15 protein-coding genes are annotated in these 18,217 nt (G+C 46.5%); 12 read left to right on the top strand and 3 right to left on the bottom strand.

The window, feature by feature from the left end; all coding sequences use genetic code 11:
• Positions 1 to 273 precede the first annotated feature (273 nt).
• The 6 genes from lepA (at position 274) to ACFO4O_RS16935 (ending at position 6,155) form a co-directional block, all read left to right on the top strand.
• A complete protein-coding gene (gene lepA, locus ACFO4O_RS16960; protein ID WP_382410697.1) occupies positions 274 to 2,070 on the top strand; it encodes a translation elongation factor 4 in 1,797 nt (598 codons plus the stop codon).
• Positions 2,070 to 2,939, top strand: a complete 870-nt coding sequence (gene lepB / locus ACFO4O_RS16955; RefSeq protein WP_382410695.1) for a signal peptidase I — start codon at positions 2,070 to 2,072, stop codon at positions 2,937 to 2,939. Before lepA ends, lepB begins: the two co-directional genes overlap by 1 nt.
• Positions 2,939 to 3,628 carry a ribonuclease III gene (gene rnc, locus ACFO4O_RS16950; RefSeq protein ID WP_382410693.1) on the top strand — a complete coding sequence of 230 codons (690 nt, stop codon included), beginning with the start codon at positions 2,939 to 2,941 and terminating at the stop codon, positions 3,626 to 3,628. The genes lepB and rnc overlap by 1 nt, the downstream gene beginning before the upstream one ends.
• A complete protein-coding gene (gene era, locus ACFO4O_RS16945) occupies positions 3,625 to 4,530 on the top strand; it encodes a GTPase Era (protein WP_382410691.1) in 906 nt (301 codons plus the stop codon). The genes rnc and era overlap by 4 nt, the downstream gene beginning before the upstream one ends.
• A 37-nt stretch (positions 4,531 to 4,567) precedes the next feature.
• Positions 4,568 to 5,209 (top strand): pyridoxamine 5'-phosphate oxidase, encoded by a 642-nt coding sequence (gene pdxH, locus ACFO4O_RS16940; protein ID WP_382410689.1) that lies wholly within the window; start codon positions 4,568 to 4,570, stop codon positions 5,207 to 5,209.
• 148 nt (positions 5,210 to 5,357) lie between these two features.
• On the top strand, positions 5,358 to 6,155 hold the full coding sequence (locus tag ACFO4O_RS16935) for a TatD family hydrolase (RefSeq protein WP_382410687.1): 798 nt from the start codon (positions 5,358 to 5,360) through the stop codon (positions 6,153 to 6,155).
• Here the strand turns inward: ACFO4O_RS16935 and ACFO4O_RS16930 are convergent.
• Complete coding sequence (locus ACFO4O_RS16930; protein ID WP_382410685.1) at positions 6,119 to 6,712, bottom strand: hypothetical protein; 594 nt, start codon at positions 6,710 to 6,712, stop codon at positions 6,119 to 6,121. The genes ACFO4O_RS16935 and ACFO4O_RS16930 overlap by 37 nt on opposite strands.
• A 131-nt stretch (positions 6,713 to 6,843) precedes the next feature.
• Between ACFO4O_RS16930 and serB the strand changes: the two genes are divergently transcribed.
• Positions 6,844 to 7,914 (top strand): phosphoserine phosphatase SerB, encoded by a 1,071-nt coding sequence (gene serB / locus ACFO4O_RS16925; RefSeq protein ID WP_382410683.1) that lies wholly within the window; start codon positions 6,844 to 6,846, stop codon positions 7,912 to 7,914.
• A 59-nt stretch (positions 7,915 to 7,973) separates the two neighbouring features.
• Here the strand turns inward: serB and ACFO4O_RS16920 are convergent, their stop codons facing one another.
• Positions 7,974 to 10,427 (bottom strand): PilZ domain-containing protein, encoded by a 2,454-nt coding sequence (locus ACFO4O_RS16920; protein WP_382410681.1) that lies wholly within the window; start codon positions 10,425 to 10,427, stop codon positions 7,974 to 7,976.
• A gap of 128 nt (positions 10,428 to 10,555) precedes the next feature.
• Here ACFO4O_RS16920 and radA point away from each other — a divergent pair, with 128 nt between their 5' ends.
• Complete coding sequence (gene radA, locus ACFO4O_RS16915) at positions 10,556 to 11,920, top strand: DNA repair protein RadA (protein ID WP_382410679.1); 1,365 nt, start codon at positions 10,556 to 10,558, stop codon at positions 11,918 to 11,920.
• Positions 11,921 to 11,945: 25 nt separating this feature from the next.
• On the opposite strand, the gene ettA is transcribed toward radA, so the two are convergent.
• Entirely contained in the window at positions 11,946 to 13,610 is a 1,665-nt protein-coding gene (gene ettA, locus ACFO4O_RS16910; RefSeq protein ID WP_382410677.1) for an energy-dependent translational throttle protein EttA, read from the bottom strand.
• A gap of 269 nt (positions 13,611 to 13,879) precedes the next feature.
• Here ettA and lpxD point away from each other — a divergent pair, with 269 nt between their 5' ends.
• The 4 genes from lpxD (at position 13,880) to ribD (ending at position 18,216) form a co-directional block, all read left to right on the top strand.
• Positions 13,880 to 14,899, top strand: coding sequence for a UDP-3-O-(3-hydroxymyristoyl)glucosamine N-acyltransferase (lpxD, locus tag ACFO4O_RS16905; RefSeq protein WP_382410675.1), 1,020 nt, complete (start codon positions 13,880 to 13,882; stop codon positions 14,897 to 14,899).
• Between the two features lie 318 nt (positions 14,900 to 15,217).
• Positions 15,218 to 16,474, top strand: a complete 1,257-nt coding sequence (gene glyA, locus ACFO4O_RS16900; RefSeq protein ID WP_382410673.1) for a serine hydroxymethyltransferase — start codon at positions 15,218 to 15,220, stop codon at positions 16,472 to 16,474.
• Between the two features lie 140 nt (positions 16,475 to 16,614).
• Positions 16,615 to 17,073 carry a transcriptional regulator NrdR gene (nrdR, locus tag ACFO4O_RS16895; protein WP_382410671.1) on the top strand — a complete coding sequence of 153 codons (459 nt, stop codon included), beginning with the start codon at positions 16,615 to 16,617 and terminating at the stop codon, positions 17,071 to 17,073.
• Complete coding sequence (gene ribD, locus ACFO4O_RS16890) at positions 17,074 to 18,216, top strand: bifunctional diaminohydroxyphosphoribosylaminopyrimidine deaminase/5-amino-6-(5-phosphoribosylamino)uracil reductase RibD (protein WP_382410670.1); 1,143 nt, start codon at positions 17,074 to 17,076, stop codon at positions 18,214 to 18,216. It abuts the gene before it with no gap.
• Position 18,217: the final 1 nt, after the last annotated feature.

Below are 18,217 nucleotides of genomic sequence, written 5' to 3'. Positions count from 1 at the left end.
GCGCAATACGCTATGGGTGCGCTGATGAAAGTCAAAATACATGAGCAAATTTGCGATATACACGTTTTGTAACACTTCCACTACAATCATTTGTTAAATTTGTGGTCAAAATACGCATAAATACAAGAGATTTGTCGCAATTTTAAGCCGAAATCGGTAATATCCGCCTACTAAATTAACCGCCCTGTAGGGCGCTTGTAGGCTAATCAAAACGGGCGTTAAGGTCTTGTTTTGTATCCATTCGCGAAAGAATCTTAGGATCAGTAGTCATTTATGCAGCTAAAAAATATTCGTAATTTCAGTATCATTGCTCACATCGATCACGGTAAGTCGACTCTGTCTGACCGTTTGATTCAGACTTGTGGTGGCTTAACTACGCGTGAAATGGCGGAGCAAGTACTCGACTCAATGGATATTGAACGCGAGCGTGGCATCACAATAAAGGCACAAAGCGTGACGCTTTATTACGATGCCAAAGACGGTGAACGCTATCAGTTGAACTTTATAGACACTCCAGGGCATGTTGATTTTACCTACGAAGTGTCTCGCTCATTAGCTGCTTGTGAAGGCGCGCTACTAGTGGTAGATGCCGGTCAAGGCGTTGAAGCACAAACGCTAGCAAACTGCTACACCGCGATAGATATGGACATGGAGGTGGTGCCGATTTTAAATAAAATCGATTTACCACAAGCTGAGCCCGATCGTGTTGCAGAAGAAATTGAAGATATCGTAGGCATCGACGCTATAGACGCGGTGCGCTGCTCTGCTAAAACCGGCCTTGGTATCGAAGATGTGCTAGAGGTAATTGTAAATCGCATACCACCACCAGCCGGAGACAGTGAAGCTCCCCTTGAGGCCCTAATTATTGATTCTTGGTTTGACAACTACCAAGGCGTTGTATCGCTTGTGCGAATTGTGAACGGTGAGCTGCACACCAAAGACAAAATTCAAATTATGTCCAAAGGCGCGATTCATCAGGCTGACAAAATTGGTGTGTTTACACCCAAACAAACCGAAACCAAAGTGCTTAAAACCGGTGAGGTAGGGTTCATTATTGCCGGTATCAAAGAAATTCATGGTGCGCCTGTGGGAGACACCATCACCCTCGCAAAACGTCCTGCTGCTAAGGCGTTGCCGGGGTTCAAGAAAATTAAGCCGCAAGTATACGCCGGACTATTCCCGGTAAGCTCTGACGATTATGAAGACTTCAGAGATGCCTTGTCTAAACTGAGCCTTAACGACGCCTCGCTGTTTTATGAGCCAGAAAGCTCTGCGGCCCTTGGATTTGGCTTTCGCATCGGCTTTTTAGGCATGCTGCACATGGAAATTATCCAAGAGCGTTTGGAGCGAGAGTACGACCTAGACCTCATTACCACAGCGCCCACGGTGGTGTATCAGGTGCTCACCACTAAAGGTGAAACCCTGCAGGTAGACAACCCCTCGAAGCTTCCGCCAATAAACGATATTGAAGAGATTCGAGAGCCAATCGTGACGGCAAATATTCTTGTGCCGCAAGAGTATTTAGGTAACGTAATTACCCTATGCGTTGAAAAGCGCGGTATGCAAACGCATATGGCATATCATGGCAAGCAAGTTGCAATAACCTACGATATGCCGATGGCAGAGGTGGTGCTAGACTTTTTCGACCGTTTGAAGTCTACCAGTAGAGGTTTTGCCTCACTCGACTACAATTTCAGCCGATTCCAAGAGGCCAACATGGTGCGCTTGGATATACTGATTAATGGCGAGCGAGTAGATGCACTGGCGCTGATTACGCATGCTGATAACGCGCAGTACCGAGGTCGTGATTTGGTAGAAAAATTGCGTGAGCTCATTCCTCGTCAAATGTTTGATATTGCCATTCAGGCGGCAATTGGCAACCACATCGTTGCGCGCAGCACGGTTAAGCAGCTCCGCAAAAACGTAATTGCTAAATGTTATGGCGGCGATATTAGCCGTAAGAAAAAGCTGCTGCAAAAACAAAAAGAGGGTAAAAAGCGCATGAAGCAGGTGGGTAATGTTGAACTGCCGCAGGATGCATTTTTAGCGATATTAAAGGTTGATAATTAATGGCGAATTATTTTTCGATATTTTTGGTAGCGGTCAGTGCCGTTACAGGGATTGTTTGGTTGGTATATGCACTGTTCTTTTCACCAAAAGAAACGCTGGCTACCGAAAACGGAGAGGCGCAAGCTAACTTTACGGAAAGTACCGATGCCGAAATGCCGGTTTTTGTCGATTTCTGTAAGCAGATGTTCCCTATCTTTTTTGGCGTCATGATTTTCCGTTCGTTTATTTACGAGCCTTTCCAAATCCCCTCAGGCTCAATGATGCCCACTTTGTTAGAGGGCGATTTTATTTTAGTTGAGAAGTTTTCGTACGGCTTAAAAGACCCAGTTGTACGCAGTCAGCTAATTGATACTGGTGAGGTTAAGCGCGGCGATGTAGTGGTGTTTAAGTACCCCTTAGATACCAACGTAGACTACATTAAACGTGTTGTTGGCCTACCCGGTGAAACCATCATTTACAGCAACAAGCAGGTGTTTATTCAAGCCCCATGCGAGCCGGGTAAATTGTGTGAACGCCCTCAGCCAGTTGCGCTTACCTCGTTGGGCGACTCTGAGTTTTTACAGCGCGGTATTGCACTTGACACCTACACCGAAGAGCTCGGTGAGGTTGCCCATGAAATTCTACGTCACCCCAATAATCCCTCAGTGGCTTATAAATATGACGTGCCGCAGGGCCATTATTTTGTGCTGGGCGACAATCGAGACAATAGTCAGGATAGTCGTTACTGGGGATTTGTACCTGAGGGTAATTTAGTGGGTAGGGCCACATTTATTTGGATTAGCTTTGACTTCGACAGAGTTGAAGAAGACTTTTTACCCACTTGGTTTCCGTCTAACGTTCGCTTTGAACGCATTGGGTCTATTAAGTAGTGAGTGAGCTACTCAATAAACAAAATTATAGCGGGCTGTTTGCGGCGCTAGGCTACGTGTTTAAAAACACCGACCTGTTAAAGCAAGCTCTTACGCACCGCAGTGCGAATAAAAATCACAACGAGCGCCTCGAATTTTTAGGTGATGCAGTGCTTGGTCTTTGTGTGGCGCAAATGTTGTATGAAAAATTTCCAAGCCAACCGGAAGGTAAACTCACTCGCATGCGCTCCAATTTAGTTAAGGGCGATACGCTTGCGTCTATTGCTAGAGAGCTCGACCTTGGAAGCTTAATTTTTTTAGGCTCTGGAGAAATGAAAAGCGGTGGTCATCGCCGAGACTCTATTCTTGCTGACGCAGTCGAAGCACTGCTAGGTGCAATTTACATAGAGTCGGGCCTTGAGGCTACCAAGCTGTGCATTGCAAAGCTCTTTGATAGTCGCCTGGCAAAGCTCGACCCGAACATTCAAATTAAAGACAGTAAAACGCTCCTGCAAGAGTATTTACAATCGCGTCAGTTACCACTTCCTGAATACGAAGTCACCGATATTAGCGGCAAAGACCACGCACAAGTGTTCACTGTATGCTGCACGGTTGAAAGTTTATCGCTTCGAGAGAGTGCCAGCGGCCGCAGCCGCAGAATTGCCGAACAAAAGTCGGCCAAAAGTATCTTAGAGATAATAAATAAATGATAGAAACACACAGCGGTATGGTCGCCATAGTAGGTCGACCGAATGTGGGCAAATCGACTATCCTCAACCGTATCTTGGGTCAGAAAGTCAGTATTACTTCTCGTAAACCACAAACCACACGCCATCGTATTATGGGGATTGATACCCTAGATAATAAACAAGCCGTCTATGTAGATACTCCCGGACTGCATTCTGAAGAAAAGCGTGCCATAAATCGACTCATGAATCGCGCTGCCAGTAGCTCTTTAAATGACGTATATTTAGTGCTGTTTGTGGTGGAAGGGACGCGATGGACCGAAGACGACGAGCTTGTGTTAAGTAAAATTAAACAGTCAAAATTGCCTTGCTGGTTAGTGGTCAATAAAACTGACAAAGTGGAAGACAAAGCGCTATTGCTCGATACGCTTAAAGTGCTTAGCGCGAAGCATGATTTTGCCAATATATTGCCGGTATCGGCTAAACAGGGTAAGCAAGTTGAAAACTTGCGTCAGCTCATATTGGCTAATTTACCGGTAAGCGAGTTTTATTTTCCTGAAGACTATATTACCGACCGTTCAAGCCGGTTTATGGCAGCTGAGATCATTAGAGAAAAACTCATGCGCTTTACCGGTGATGAGTTACCGTATTCTATTACCGTTGAAATTGAACAGTTTAAACTTACCGCCACCGGCGTATATCATATTCATGGCTTAATTTTGGTTGAGCGAGAAAGTCAAAAACGCATGGTGATAGGCAAGGGCGGTGGACACATCAAAACCATGGGCGCAGAGGCGCGCAAAGACATGGAAGCTTTGTTCGATAATAAAGTGTTTTTGGAACTCTGGGTGAAGGTTAAGTCAGGCTGGGCCGACGATGAACGCGCGCTTAGGTCGCTTGGTTACGACGGCGATTTTAAGGTTTAGCTACGTTTTCGCATGTTTAGACAGTAATGGAGACGATATGAAAGAGCTACATGAGTTTCGTAAAGAATACACCTTGGGGCGCTTAAGCGAAGATAAGCTTACAGAACATCCTATCAGTCTTTTTGATATCTGGCTTAAAGACGCGATAGACGCACAACTGCCCGACCCGAATGCGATGACTGTTGCAACAGTAGACGCCAGCGGACGACCTAACCAGCGCATCGTACTGCTCAAAGAAGTGTCGCAGGAGGGCTTTGTATTTTATACCAATCTTGGTAGCAACAAAGCCAAAGACCTTGCAAACAATGCGAATATTTCTCTGCACTTTCCGTGGTATTTTTTAGAGCGCCAAGTCAGTGTTCAAGGCAAGGCTCATAAACTTTCTAGAGCGCAAGATGCCAAATACTTTTTTTCTCGGCCAAAAGACAGCCAGTTAGGTGCATGGGCATCTCAACAAAGCCGCCCGATATCTACGCGAGAGCTGCTGCTTACGCAATTTCATCAGATGAAAGAAAAGTTTGCGCAAGGTGATATCCCGCTACCCGATTTTTGGGGTGGCTATATTATTAAGCCAGAGCGGATAGAGTTTTGGCAGGGCGGGGAGCATCGGCTACACGACCGTTTTGAATATCTTAAGCAAAGCGATAATACTTGGTCTATTCAGCGCCTTATGCCCTAAGTAACCTGAATCTTGTTTAAGCACTCGATTGTAGTCCTTTGCGTAGAGATTTAGCTAGGCAGCTTTTTACTGACCAAAACTACTGGTCAAAACTACGCGGGTCAAAACAAGGTTGTGAAAAACGACGCAAGTAAACACAGGGCTAAACATGATTGACAGTCATTGCCATATCGATTTACCGATATTTGATGCCGACCGGCTAGACGTTCTGCAATCGGCTAAAATCAAAGGTGTTAAAAAGGTACTGGTGCCGGGCTTAGGTCTGGAGCAATCTAAACAATTGTTGGTGCTCAAGCAGTTATGTTTATCGGCAGGTCTCGACATTGATATTGCGGCAGGCTTTCATCCTTATTTTTTATCAGATATACCCGACGGTACATTTTATTCCCAATTAGACGCCTTAGGCGCATGGTTAGACGTGCATCAAAGCAAGGTCGTTGCCATAGGTGAGTTTGGTTTAGACGGCAGCTTACCCTTGTCTATGGCGTTTCAAGAATCCGTATTTATCGCCCAACTTAGGCTCGCTCAATCGCTTAATAAGCCTGTTGTTTTGCATCATCGACAATCGCACAACGAGCTTATTCGATTGCTTAAACAAGCAAAGTTCACGCAAGGCGGCGTTATTCATGCTTTTTCTGGTAGCGAGCAAATCGCCCATACTTACGTGGATATGGGCTTCTGCTTAGGCGTGGGCGGCACCATTACCTATCCTCGAGGGGCAAAAACAAGACGAGCGCTCATGCCAATACCGCTATCGTCCCTATTATTAGAAACCGATGCCCCCGATATGCCGGTGTGCGGTTATCAAGGCCAACGCAACACCCCTGAGCGTTTAGGGTTGATAGCACAGAGCTTGGCAAATCTTAAAAATGTCGATACTGAACAAGTGATTCAGGTTAGCACAGCCGCTTACAACAATTTGTTTTCATCGACTTCGGCGCTGTAGCGACGCTTGAATTTGTAGAAAAGCCGGGTGACGAGCATACTGATAATCATTGCCAGTAAAATAATCAGAACGCTTTGAGTGAGTTGATTGCGGTTAAACGAGCGGTGGTGGCGAGTAACTTCTTCACGATTGAGAATGAGCTTCACATAGCCAAGCGTTTGACCCTCATACACAATATCTTCTACGAATACCAAGGGCTCCGCGTCTTTTTGTTTGACCATATCAATCACTGAAAAGGAGTCTTGGGTGTCAGACAGTTTCACTCCGAGTTCGTCAAATACCACGGCGCCCTCAATGAACATACCTTCGTTAAGCATATCAATATAGTTGCTTACGACTATGCTGTCTTCGCCTGCGAGAGGCTGAGATAAAAGCTTGGCTGCTTGCACCGTAAGGCTTCTGCCAAGCTGCTCCGACTCAATTTCGTACCACTGACGGGCATTTTGAGCATGCATAATGTACAAATTAATCGCAATAGCAAGCGAACATATCAATAAAATAAGACTTGATATGCGTTTGAATATAGAGCTGTTTTGTTGGGCAATGGCCGCTGTCATAAATAGGCAAAACTATGGTTAATTGCTACACCTTGACCTTAGAGGAAAAACAAATATTTGCCAAGGCTTAGTTTACTCAAGTCTTTAAATCAGTATGATGCGTGTACGTTTGTCATATTTGCCTGCTTCTAATGCCACAACTAAAGCCTCAAAAATTTTTGTCTGTGCTCGCTAACCCTTACTATCAAAGCGAATTTACCGACGCTGATAGTCATGCTGTGCTAAACGAACTGCTCGCACCAGATGCCTTTTATAAACTTCAAATGAACGCAGAGGACCTTTGTTTTAATTGCCAAAGCCATGCTGTTGAGGATGCAGGCCACGCCACAAAGTCCGCCTTCACTATCGCTGGACAACACATCACCGTCAGAATACTCGCTCAAGTTCTGCATGCCCTGGTGGGTAGTTCAGATGCTATCGTTATTGCTAAAAACCGCTTTTCGGACAATTTTGCGGTATTGGCAATAGATGTGTTTCTAGGCGATGACACGGCCATTTCAAAAGAGAAGATTGACAGTGTAAGTCGTCAGTATCGCCTCGATATTTACATTAAGTCTAAAACGTCTATCTGCCGGCCTGGTTTGCTGGTGATGGATATGGACAGCACAGTGATTAATATGGAATGTATCGATGAAATCGCCGAGCTTGCTGGCGTAAAAGACAAGGTGTCGGCGGTTACCGAGCGTGCTATGCGCGGCGAGATTGCGTTCACGCAGTCCCTGCATGACCGCGTGGCTTGCCTACGAGGCGTTGCACAATCTGACCTTTTGAGCATTCGTCAGAGCTTACCGCTTATGCCGGGTTTTTTGCATGTAATGCAAATACTTAAAGAGGCTAATTGGTCGCTCGCCATCGCCTCTGGCGGCTTTACCTTTTTTGCTGACTATGTGAAGCAAGTCGCCGGGTTAGACGAAGCGCACAGCAACGTGTTAGAAATTGACAATGGATTGCTCACCGGCAAGGTAAAAGGCAGGGTGGTAGACGCTGAAGAAAAAGCCCGTATTCTTGTTTCTTTAGCCACTCAGTACAAAATACCTCAGGCGCAAACCGTGGCCATGGGTGACGGTGCCAACGATTTAATGATGATGAAAGAAGCGGCGTGTTCAATTGCCTATCACGCTAAACCAAGCGTTAGCGCTGCGGCAAATGTTGCCATCAAATATGGCGGCTTTGAAGGGCTACTGTTTACCTTATCGGAATAACGGTGCTGCGTGCATTCGACTTCAGTGCTTACCATTTAACTATTTTTTAGTTGAGGGCTTTATGAAGCGGCACTGTTTGCACCGTAGCGATAGAGCACTTCGTCGCTGATATCGCTTAAAAATATGCAGCCGGCAATATCCCACATTCTCTCTTCAAAATGGGTCGCTTTGTGGATAGCATGCTGACTGAGATACAGCAGCTCTTGCTCTACTTTTTCAAGGTCGGGTTTTAACGCCTTGTTTATGGTGACATGAAAGGCAAAAAATTCACCTTGTTCTTGCGCATGCTTAATAAACTGTTGCTTAGCCTTATGACTGGGCAATTGATATTGCCACTTTGCCTTTAAACGCTCATGAGGCGCAAGCACCCCAGAATCATATGCCACATAAATTTCGGTGGTAATCGGTTTTGGGTCAATTCGCAAAAGCTTCAATGATTGCTTTATGGTAGGTTCGCTCAGCGCATCGTCTTGATATAACCAAGCGAGGTCCACAGACGCCAAGTTATCATTATGATGCAAGAACTTCATCCAAGGTGTGCGAATATGGTTCATGGTGGCCATTGCAGGTAAAAACCCCTGCTGCTTTTTTTCAACATAGGCACAAAACTGTGGCGTTGTTTTCGCGTGAATAGCCCTAAGCGCAGAGCTAATGCCCGGTATGCTTTCTTCAAAGGTAATGGCAGGGAGGCGCTCAGCATTATTCGCAATAAGCTCGGCAAAAAACTGTTCGGCCTCACTGCTTTCATTCTCAGAGACGGCCTCTAGATGCAGCACTTGCTGGTCGTAGTTAATATGTTTTACCCGATACTGCAGGTTATCCAAATCAAAGCTCTCAGTAATATCTTGCAGTTTTATAAAGCTAATATTCACCTTTGAGTTTAAGCGTTGGTGATAAGGCTCCTCAAGCTCTAGCTTTAAACCGCTCACCGATATATCTTCGGTAAAACCAACGATGCTAAAAGACGATGTTTTGATCACCACGGGCGTTCTGAGAACATACCGTGTTTGCCGCCGTAGCTCGGCATCTTTATGACGAAACACCTCAACCGCCGCGGGTGGCTTATTGCGTGGATGCCCAAACACATGAAGATGCTTGATGTTTTCCTTTATCAGCTTACGCTTTTGATAGCACTCTTGGCCAGCGTCATTAGTGATATCGGTGACCGATATCATGTGCGTAATTTCGCCTAAACGGCCCTGAAGGCGCGGTGAAGGCGGCTTATTTAGTTTATCGATTTCTTTACTTACGCCGTCGGGCACCGATGTGGGAGATACGCCGGCACCTGGCAATACGTCTGAGCACGTTAGTCTAAATACTCGCCAGCTGACCTTTCTCGAACCATAGCTTAAAAAGGTGTCTGCAAGCTCAGGATAATGCTCAAGCTGTGCTTGGGACGCGGAATAAAAGTAGATTTTTTCATCTTTAACATGATGAAAGCTATACACCACTAGATTTGGGTTTGAACCGTTATCTGTAGCAAGTTTTAATAGGCGCTCAGCGTTCAATAAATATCCCAGCATCAAATCTTTATCTTCATTGGTCCAGTAGTCAATGATGCGTTTTGTGCTGCCATTCACACTTGCGTACTTCGCGAGGTAGTTGCCACCGGCGTCTTTGGCAATAAAAACAGGAAGGGTTGGCGTATTGTTGGCAAAGCTCTGCTCATAAATTTTACTGCCAACGGCCATTTCAACATTGTCTAAATTGACTTTGTAGCGACGCTTATGAAGTCTAAATAAATCTTGAACAAAGGCCTCGAAAAGGGCGTGTTCATGGCCTTGTTCTCGATACAAATGAATGCTTGCTTTGCCAGGGTCGCCACTGACGCCGAGTATTTTATAGATAATTGGGTCGCGAGTAATGCCGCTGGTGCGCTCAACCGAACGAAAAACCACGCTTATTGACTCAAATGGCCTTACCGCCTCGAGCCGTTTGCTGTCTTTTAAGCGAATACGAAGACCGTGCATAGAAATATCTAAAGTGGTCGCGTGGGCGCTGGTGGCGTCGCTAAAAAACACCTCTATTTGCGTCACATAGTTGAGTCGCTCTTCTTTGCGCGTAGGAAAGTTAAGCAACTCTTGGCATGGCGTTACGTATTGTTCACTGGGCTCATACAGTTCGTTAGCCGGTACTGCTGGCGTAAGTAGCTGCTTCTCTAATTTTTGCCGCTCAGCGAGCGCAAATTCATGCATACCCTCGTAAACACCAAAAGTATATTCACCGTATCGTTCGACCAGTTTTTCAAAATACAAAATACCGTTAATATGCAGGTAATGGTCGATGCCTTGATAGGTATATAAACGACAGTCATCTTTGACTTTTGCGCGTAAATCCAAAGAACGTATGCAAGGTTTGGCTAAACGTTTTATTTCCATTTTGACTAAAAAGCGGGTGTCTGCGGTGAGCTTCGCAGTTCGCTTATCGAACTCAGCATTAAAGCTTGCTCGATTGGCTAAAGGAGCTAAAGCTTTAATAATATCTGCATGTGGCGCTAAGTCTGGAGTCATCATCGATAGTATGAACGCTCATAAAAAGAAATGTTATATTACTTACAATATCGGAAAAGCGATAGAAAACTAAACACATCCAAGGTTTTTTCCTTAAATAATCAATCATTACAAAGCGAAGGAAAGCGCTTATGGCGAAAAAGAAAACAGCCTTTGTCTGCTCAGACTGCGGCAGTGAACACACCAGATGGCAAGGGCAGTGTCGCGACTGCGGAGCGTGGAATACGCTAGCAGAGGTAGTGCTACAAAGCGCAGCATCCGCCGCGGCGCAGGCTAGGAGTGGGTTTGCGGGCAGTTCCAGCGCCAAGGTAGAAACCTTAAAAGACATCGATTTGACTGCGCTGCCGCGTTTCTCTTCAGGATTTAAGGAGCTCGATAGAGTCTTAGGTGGCGGCATCGTGCCGGGCTCTGCTGTGCTCATCGGTGGTTCTCCCGGCGCCGGAAAAAGTACGCTTTTACTGCAAGTTATGTGCTTTTTGGCACAAAACGGCAGTGCGCTCTACGTGACTGGTGAGGAATCCTTGCAGCAAGTTGCCATGCGAGCAAAGCGTTTGCAGTTGCCAGACGACAAATTAAAAATGCTGGCTGAAACTAACGTAGAGACGATTTGCCATCTTGCAATGCAGCACAAGCCTAATGTCATGGTGATTGATTCAATTCAAGTGATGCACATGGCTGACATACCGTCTGCGCCAGGTGGGGTATCGCAGGTGCGAGAAAGCGCAGCGGCGTTGACTCGCTTTGCCAAACAGCACCATATTGCCATGTTTATTGTTGGCCACGTCACAAAAGACGGCAGTTTAGCGGGTCCGAAGGTGCTTGAGCACTGCATTGATTGCTCAATGATGCTGGAGGGTGAATCAGATGGCCGCTTTAGGACACTGCGCGGAACCAAAAACCGCTTTGGCGCTATTAATGAGCTGGGTGTGTTTGGCATGACCGAAAAAGGCATGAAAGAAGTCTCCAACCCTTCGGCTATTTTTTTAAACCGTCAGCAAGAGCAGTCTGCCGGCAGTATTGTGATGTCGGTATGGGAGGGCACACGCCCCTTGCTCGTTGAGATTCAAGCCTTGGTAGATTACAGCCAAATTTCAAACCCAAGAAGAGTCGCTGTGGGCCTTGACCAAAATAGATTGGCAATGCTGTTGGCTATCATGCATCGCCACGGCAATATACAAATGCACGACCAAGACGTGTTTGTTAACGTAGTGGGTGGCGTAAAGGTAACAGAAACCAGCGCTGACTTAGCGGTGCTGCTTGCTATGCTGTCGAGCTTTAGAAGCAAAGTCCTTCCGCAGGGGCTGATTGCCTTTGGTGAGGTTGGTTTGTCAGGTGAGATCAGGCCGGTGCCAAACGGTACAGACCGATTAACCGAAGCGGCCAAGCATGGTTTTACAAAAGCGATTGTGCCGAAGGCAAATAAACCTAAGCAGGCGATTGAAGGTATCGAAATTATCGCCTGCTCTAGGTTGTCGGAGGCATTAGAAGCGCTATAGGGGCGTATCATGCATGCCCCTGACACTAGCTCATTTTTTTGTATTTAAGCCGATGCGGTTCCACCACGTCTTGTCCGTAGGTGTCTTTCAGCCAAGCCGCATATTCAGTGTAGTTCCCCTCGTAAAAATTAATTTTACCTTCATCACGGTAATCCATGATGTGGGTGGCGACTCTGTCTAAAAACCATCTGTCGTGCGAAATAACCATTACGCAACCGGGAAACTCCAATATGGCGTTTTCTAATGCACGTAAGGTTTCAACATCCAAATCGTTGGTGGGCTCATCGAGCAGCAGGGTGTTGCCACCGGCCTTCAGAAGCTTTGCCAAGTGCAGGCGATTACGTTCACCCCCTGACAAATCTTTCACAAACTTTTGCTGGTCGGTGCCTTTAAAATTAAAGCGTGAGCAGTATGCTCGGCTGTTTATCTCGAAGGTACCAATTTTAATAATGTCTTGGCCTTCAGACAGCTCTTGGAACACCGTACCGGTTTCGTTCATGTTGTTTCTGAACTGGTCTACGCTGGCAATCTGAACCGTCTCGCCAATGTCGATTTTACCTGAGTCGGCTTGTTCTGCGCCGGTAAGCATTTTAAACAGAGTAGACTTACCTGCACCGTTTGGCCCTATAATCCCAACAATAGCGCCTTTGGGCACTTTAAAGCTCAGGTCGTCGATTAACAATCTGTCGCCATAAGACTTTTTCAAATTACTGACTTCAATGACTTTGTCGCCCAATCGCTCACCGGGGGGAATGAACAGCTCGTTGGTTTCGTTACGCTTTTGGTAATCGTTGGTGTTAAGTTCTTCAAACTTCGCCATCCGCGCCTTGCTTTTCGCTTGACGACCTTTAGGGTTACTGCGCACCCATTCAAGTTCTTGTTTGATAGATTTTTGGCGAGCGTTTTCCGCGCGTTCTTCTTGTGCTAAACGCGCGTCTTTCTGTTCTAACCAGCTTGAGTAATTGCCTTCCCAAGGGATGCCTTCGCCTCGGTCTAGCTCTAAAATCCAGCCCGCAACGTTATCTAAGAAATAACGATCGTGGGTAATCGCAACAACTGTGCCCTCGTAGTCATGTAAAAAGCGCTCTAACCAAGCAACGGACTCTGCGTCTAGGTGGTTAGTGGGTTCGTCGAGTAAAAGCATTTCTGGTTTTTCAAGCAGCAGTTTGCAAAGAGCAACGCGGCGCTGTTCACCACCAGATAGCTTAGTCACATCAGCATCCCATGGTGGTAGGCGAAGCGCATCTGCCGCGCGCTCCAATGCGTTGTCTAAGTTGTGTCCATCTTTGCTTTGAATAATCGCTTCTAGTTCGCCTTGCTCTTTTGCCAATGCGTCGAAGTCGGCCCCTTCTTCGGCGTATTCAGCATATACCTCGTCGAGTCGCTTGAGGGCATGAACAACATCTTCTACCGCCTCTTCAATATTGCCTCTAACAGTTTTACTCTCATTGAGTTTTGGCTCCTGCGCTAGATAGCCGATTTTAAGGCCGGGTTGTGGGCGCGCTTCACCTTCAATGTCGGTATCGATGCCGGCCATTATTTTAAGCAGAGTCGATTTACCCGCGCCATTTAGGCCTAACACGCCAATCTTTGCGCCTGGGAAAAAGCTAAGTGAAATATTTTTGAGAATGTGGCGATTAGGCGGAACGACCTTACCCACACGATGCATACTATAAACAAATTGCGCCATGGTGCTCTCTAGTTTTAAATGTCAATTAATAGCGATATTGTAATAGAGATGTGCAGGTGTTTACACCTCTATCTGTCAAGTTCCGCTTAATTAAAATTATGCTAAACTTTGGCAATACCAAGCGTAGTATTCACTTTAACACTAAGCGCGCATGCGTGTGGTTTTTGTCGCACCGCGGAGATGGATTTATATTTGCCCGTTTTTGAATCTGCAAAAGAGCATCTACTCGTGCATGCAGACGTTTTTATTCGATTTAGGAAATATGCCCTATGAGCTATTCGTTACAAGCCATTGCTGACCATATTGGCGGCGTGGTTAGAGGCAACAAGGAACATCAAATTACCGCAATGGCAACCTTAGCCGGCGCAAAAGAGCATCAGTTGTCGTTTTTATCCAATAGCAAATACACCAATGATTTAAAAGTAACGCAGGCCGGCGGTGTTATTTTAAGTGAAGATCAGGCCGCGGCGTTTATGGGCAATGCAATTGTGCATACTAACCCTTACGTTGGCTTTGCTTTGGCATCACAACTGCTAGATACCACGCCGTCACAAACGCCAGAAATTTCGAAAGATGCAAGCATCGACCCAAGCGCCACCTTGGGTAAAAACGTGTCGGTCGGTCCAGCTGCGATGATTAACAAAGACGTTAAGATTGGCAACAACGTTGTGATTGGGGCAGGCGTGTTTATTGGTGATGGCTGTGATATTGCCGACAATTGCCATATAAGAGCGAACGTTACGCTTTACCATAGCGTTACATTGGAACAAGGTGTGTCTGTACACAGCGGCACGGTCATTGGGGCCGATGGTTTTGGCTATGCTAACGATAAAGGTGTTTGGATTAAAATTCCGCAAACCGGCGGTGTGCGTATTGGTGAGGGAACAGAAATCGGCGCCAACAGCTGTATCGACCGCGGCGCACTAGACGATACGCTCATTGGCAAAAACTGTATTATCGATAACATGGTGCAAATCGGCCACAATTGCGTGATAGGCGATCACACTTGTATTTGTGGCAGCACCGGTATCGCGGGTAGCGTTACCATCGGACGGTACGTCGTTATTGCCGGCGGTGTTGGGGTAAACGGACATATTAGTATCTGCGATAAGGTCCAGGTAACTGGGTTTTCGATGGTAACAAAAAACATCACTGAACCAGGCGTTTACTCGTCTGGCTTGCCTGCTGTGCCCACAAGAGAGTGGCAAAAGAATACCGTGAAATTGCGCACAATAGACAAGCTTTACGAGCGTGTCAAAGCGCTCGAAAGTCTGGCGAAATCTAAATAAAAGCAGCCAATATTAACAAGCAAAAAGCACCCGGAGGTTCGCGTTGCTTTTGCTTGCCGATTTTGTGACTTTTTTTAGCCCTAATTTTGTCTGCGCCCTATACAAAATGCTCAAAATGTCTAAAATGTCGGTCAAATATTTAAGCGCCTTGACAGCGCACAAATGCTTGTTTCGAGCAATGCTCAAACATAAATTGATGTTTAAAATGTTGCGCCGCTACAATCATCTAATACCATGATGCTTTTAGCTACATTAAATACGCTCAATTAACCTTTGCAGCTCACTAGGTCTGCTACCTGCCTTAACAAAGGAGAAAACATGTTATCCAGCAATATGACTATCGCCGAGTTCGATCCGGAATTGGCCGATGCCATGGAAAAAGAAAGACAGCGCCAAGAACATCACATTGAGCTGATTGCGTCTGAAAACTATTGTAGCCCGCGCGTTCTTGAGGCGCAGGGTTCGCAACTTACCAATAAATACGCAGAAGGGTATCCGGGCAAACGCTATTATGGTGGCTGTGAGTATGTTGATATTGCTGAAGAACTTGCGATAGACCGCGCTAAACAGTTGTTTGCGTGTGATTACGCAAACGTACAACCGCACTCTGGCTCTCAGGCCAATACTGCTGTGTTCATGGCGCTTTTAGAGGCAAATGATACCGTGTTAGGAATGAGCCTGGCTCACGGCGGTCATTTAACCCATGGAGCGCATGTTAATTTTTCAGGAAAAACCTACAACGCCGTGCAATATGGTCTGCACCCAGAAACCGGCGTTATTGACTATGATCAGGTTGAAGCGCTAGCGCTTGAGCACAAACCTAAAATGATCATTGGCGGATTCTCTGCTTATTCTGGCATTGTTGATTGGGCACGATTCAGAGAAATTGCCGACAAAGTTGGCGCGTATTTACTTGTGGATATGGCTCATGTAGCCGGTTTAGTAGCGGCAGGCGAGTACCCAAGCCCCATTCCTCACGCTCACGTGGTGACAACAACGACTCATAAAACGCTGGCGGGCCCTCGTGGCGGCTTGATTTTGTCAAACTGTGGCGACGAAACCCTATACAAAAAATTCAACAGCGCTGTATTCCCCGGTAATCAAGGCGGTCCGCTTTGCCACGTTATTGCAGCTAAAGCAGTTGCGTTTAAAGAGGCCTTATCTGATGACTTTAAAGTGTATCAAAAGCAGGTCTTGAAAAACGCGAAGGCGATGGTAGCTGTGATGCAAGATAGAGGGTTTAAAGTTGTTTCAAATGGCACAGATAATCACCTGTTTTTACTAGATTTAATTGATAAAGACATCACCGGAAAAGATGCTGACGCTGCCCTAGGCAACGCTAATATTACCGTCAATAAAAACTCAGTACCAAACGATCCTCGCTCTCCCTTTGTGACCAGCGGTTTGCGCATCGGTTCACCAGCGATAACGCGCCGCGGCTTTGCGGAGGCTGAAGCGAAGCAAGTAGCAACGTGGATATGTGACGTGCTTGATAATATGGGCGACGACAGCGTGATTGCGCGGGTTAAAGGCGAAGTTGTTGAACTTTGTGAGAAGTTTCCAGTTTACGGATAAAACAGCCGCTTTTAGTTGCCTGCGTATTCAGGCTAATAGTGATACTAGCCGGATACGTCCGGCTTTTTAATTTTCTAGGTAGTGCGTATTTGTGGTTAGCCTGAGTTAGGCTTATCAGAGTTGGCGTATAAGGAAACGATATGTTTTGTCCGTTTTGTTCAGCGCAAGAAACCAAAGTGATTGATTCTCGCTTAGTATCCGATGGTGCGCAGGTTCGTAGGCGTCGTCAATGCGTTGAGTGCAGTGAGCGATTTACCAGTTTTGAAGCCGCTGAATTAGTGATGCCTCGGGTCGTAAAGCGCGATAATACGCGAGAACCCTTCAACGAAGAGAAGTTGATGTCAGGCCTACAGCGCGCCCTTGAAAAACGCCCAGTTAGCATAGAGGCAATTGAGCAGTGCGTATTTCAAATTAAAGCGTCACTTCGAGCTACTGGCGAGCGTGAGGTTAAAAGCGAGTTTGTGGGGGAGCTAATTATGGATGCCCTTAAAAAACTTGATAAAGTGGCTTACGTGCGTTTTGCGTCGGTTTACCGCTCGTTTGAAGACGTCAAAGAATTTGGTGAAGAAATCGCCAGATTATCGAGTGAATCTCAATAAATGATGGCTCAGGCTCAGTTTAGCGAACAAGACGCCAAGTTCATGGCTTTGGCACTGAGTCTTGCCAAGCGCGGTGAACTATCGGTAAGCCCTAACCCGAGTGTGGGGTGTGTGCTAGTTTCGGACCAAGGAAAACTTGTTGGGCAAGGTTTTCATGTGAGGGCCGGTGAGCCACACGCCGAAGTGATTGCCTTAGCGCAAGCAGGCAGCCACGCAAAAGGTGCTACCGCATATGTGACGCTTGAGCCATGTGCCCACCATGGACGCACCGGGCCGTGCGCTCAAGCTTTGGTCAATGCGGGCGTCGTCAAGGTGATTGCAGCTACTCTCGACCCTAATCCCTTAGTCGCAGGGAAGGGCATGGCGATGCTTGAACAAGCCAGCATCCATACTTCAAGCGGCCTTATGGAGAAACATGCGCAAGCAATCAACGCTGCGTTTTTTACTCGCATGCTGACAAAGCGCCCTTACGTAATATTAAAACTTGCCGCAAGCCTTGATGGGAAAACCGCGCTGGCGAACGGCGAAAGCCAATGGATAACCTCTCCTCAAGCTAGACGCGACGTACAGTTAGAGCGCGCGCGCTCTTGCGCTATTTTATCTGGGTCGGGCACTGTGCTTTCAGACAATCCGCGTTTGAACGTGCGCGCCGACGAGTTATCGCCAAGCAATGCAGAGGCATTTGCTAAGCGGGGCAAACAGCCTCTGCGCGTGATTGTTGACGGTCAAAACCAGTTAAACCACCATCTTCACTTGCTACAAGACGGCCAAGCCACGCGGGTTTACAACCATCGGTTTGACAGCAGCATCGCAAACGACTTTGTTACCCAAGTGCAGCTCGATAGAAAACAGAATGGGCGACATGTTGATTTGGCACGTATGCTTGATGACCTTGGTCATGAGCAAATCAACCGAGTATGGGTTGAGGCCGGTGCGAAGCTAGCGGGTGCCTTGCTTGATGCAGACCTAGTAGATGAACTTGTTCTGTATATGGCGCCTAAGTTACTTGGTGGCAATGCAATGGAGCTTGTTAGCACCCAAACCAAAACACATTTGAATCAGGCCTTGAATGCCCCCATATCTGAATTGAAACAGATAGGGCCAGATATTAAGCTTCGCTGCCAATTAAAACAGCGCGGTTGAA

The sequence above is a fragment of the Glaciecola siphonariae genome (assembly GCF_042652645.1).
In the GTDB taxonomy this organism is placed as follows: Bacteria; Pseudomonadota; Gammaproteobacteria; order Enterobacterales; family Alteromonadaceae; genus Glaciecola; species Glaciecola siphonariae.
Note: the sequence above shows the minus strand (reverse complement) of the source record. Positions and strands in the feature narration are given on the sequence as shown.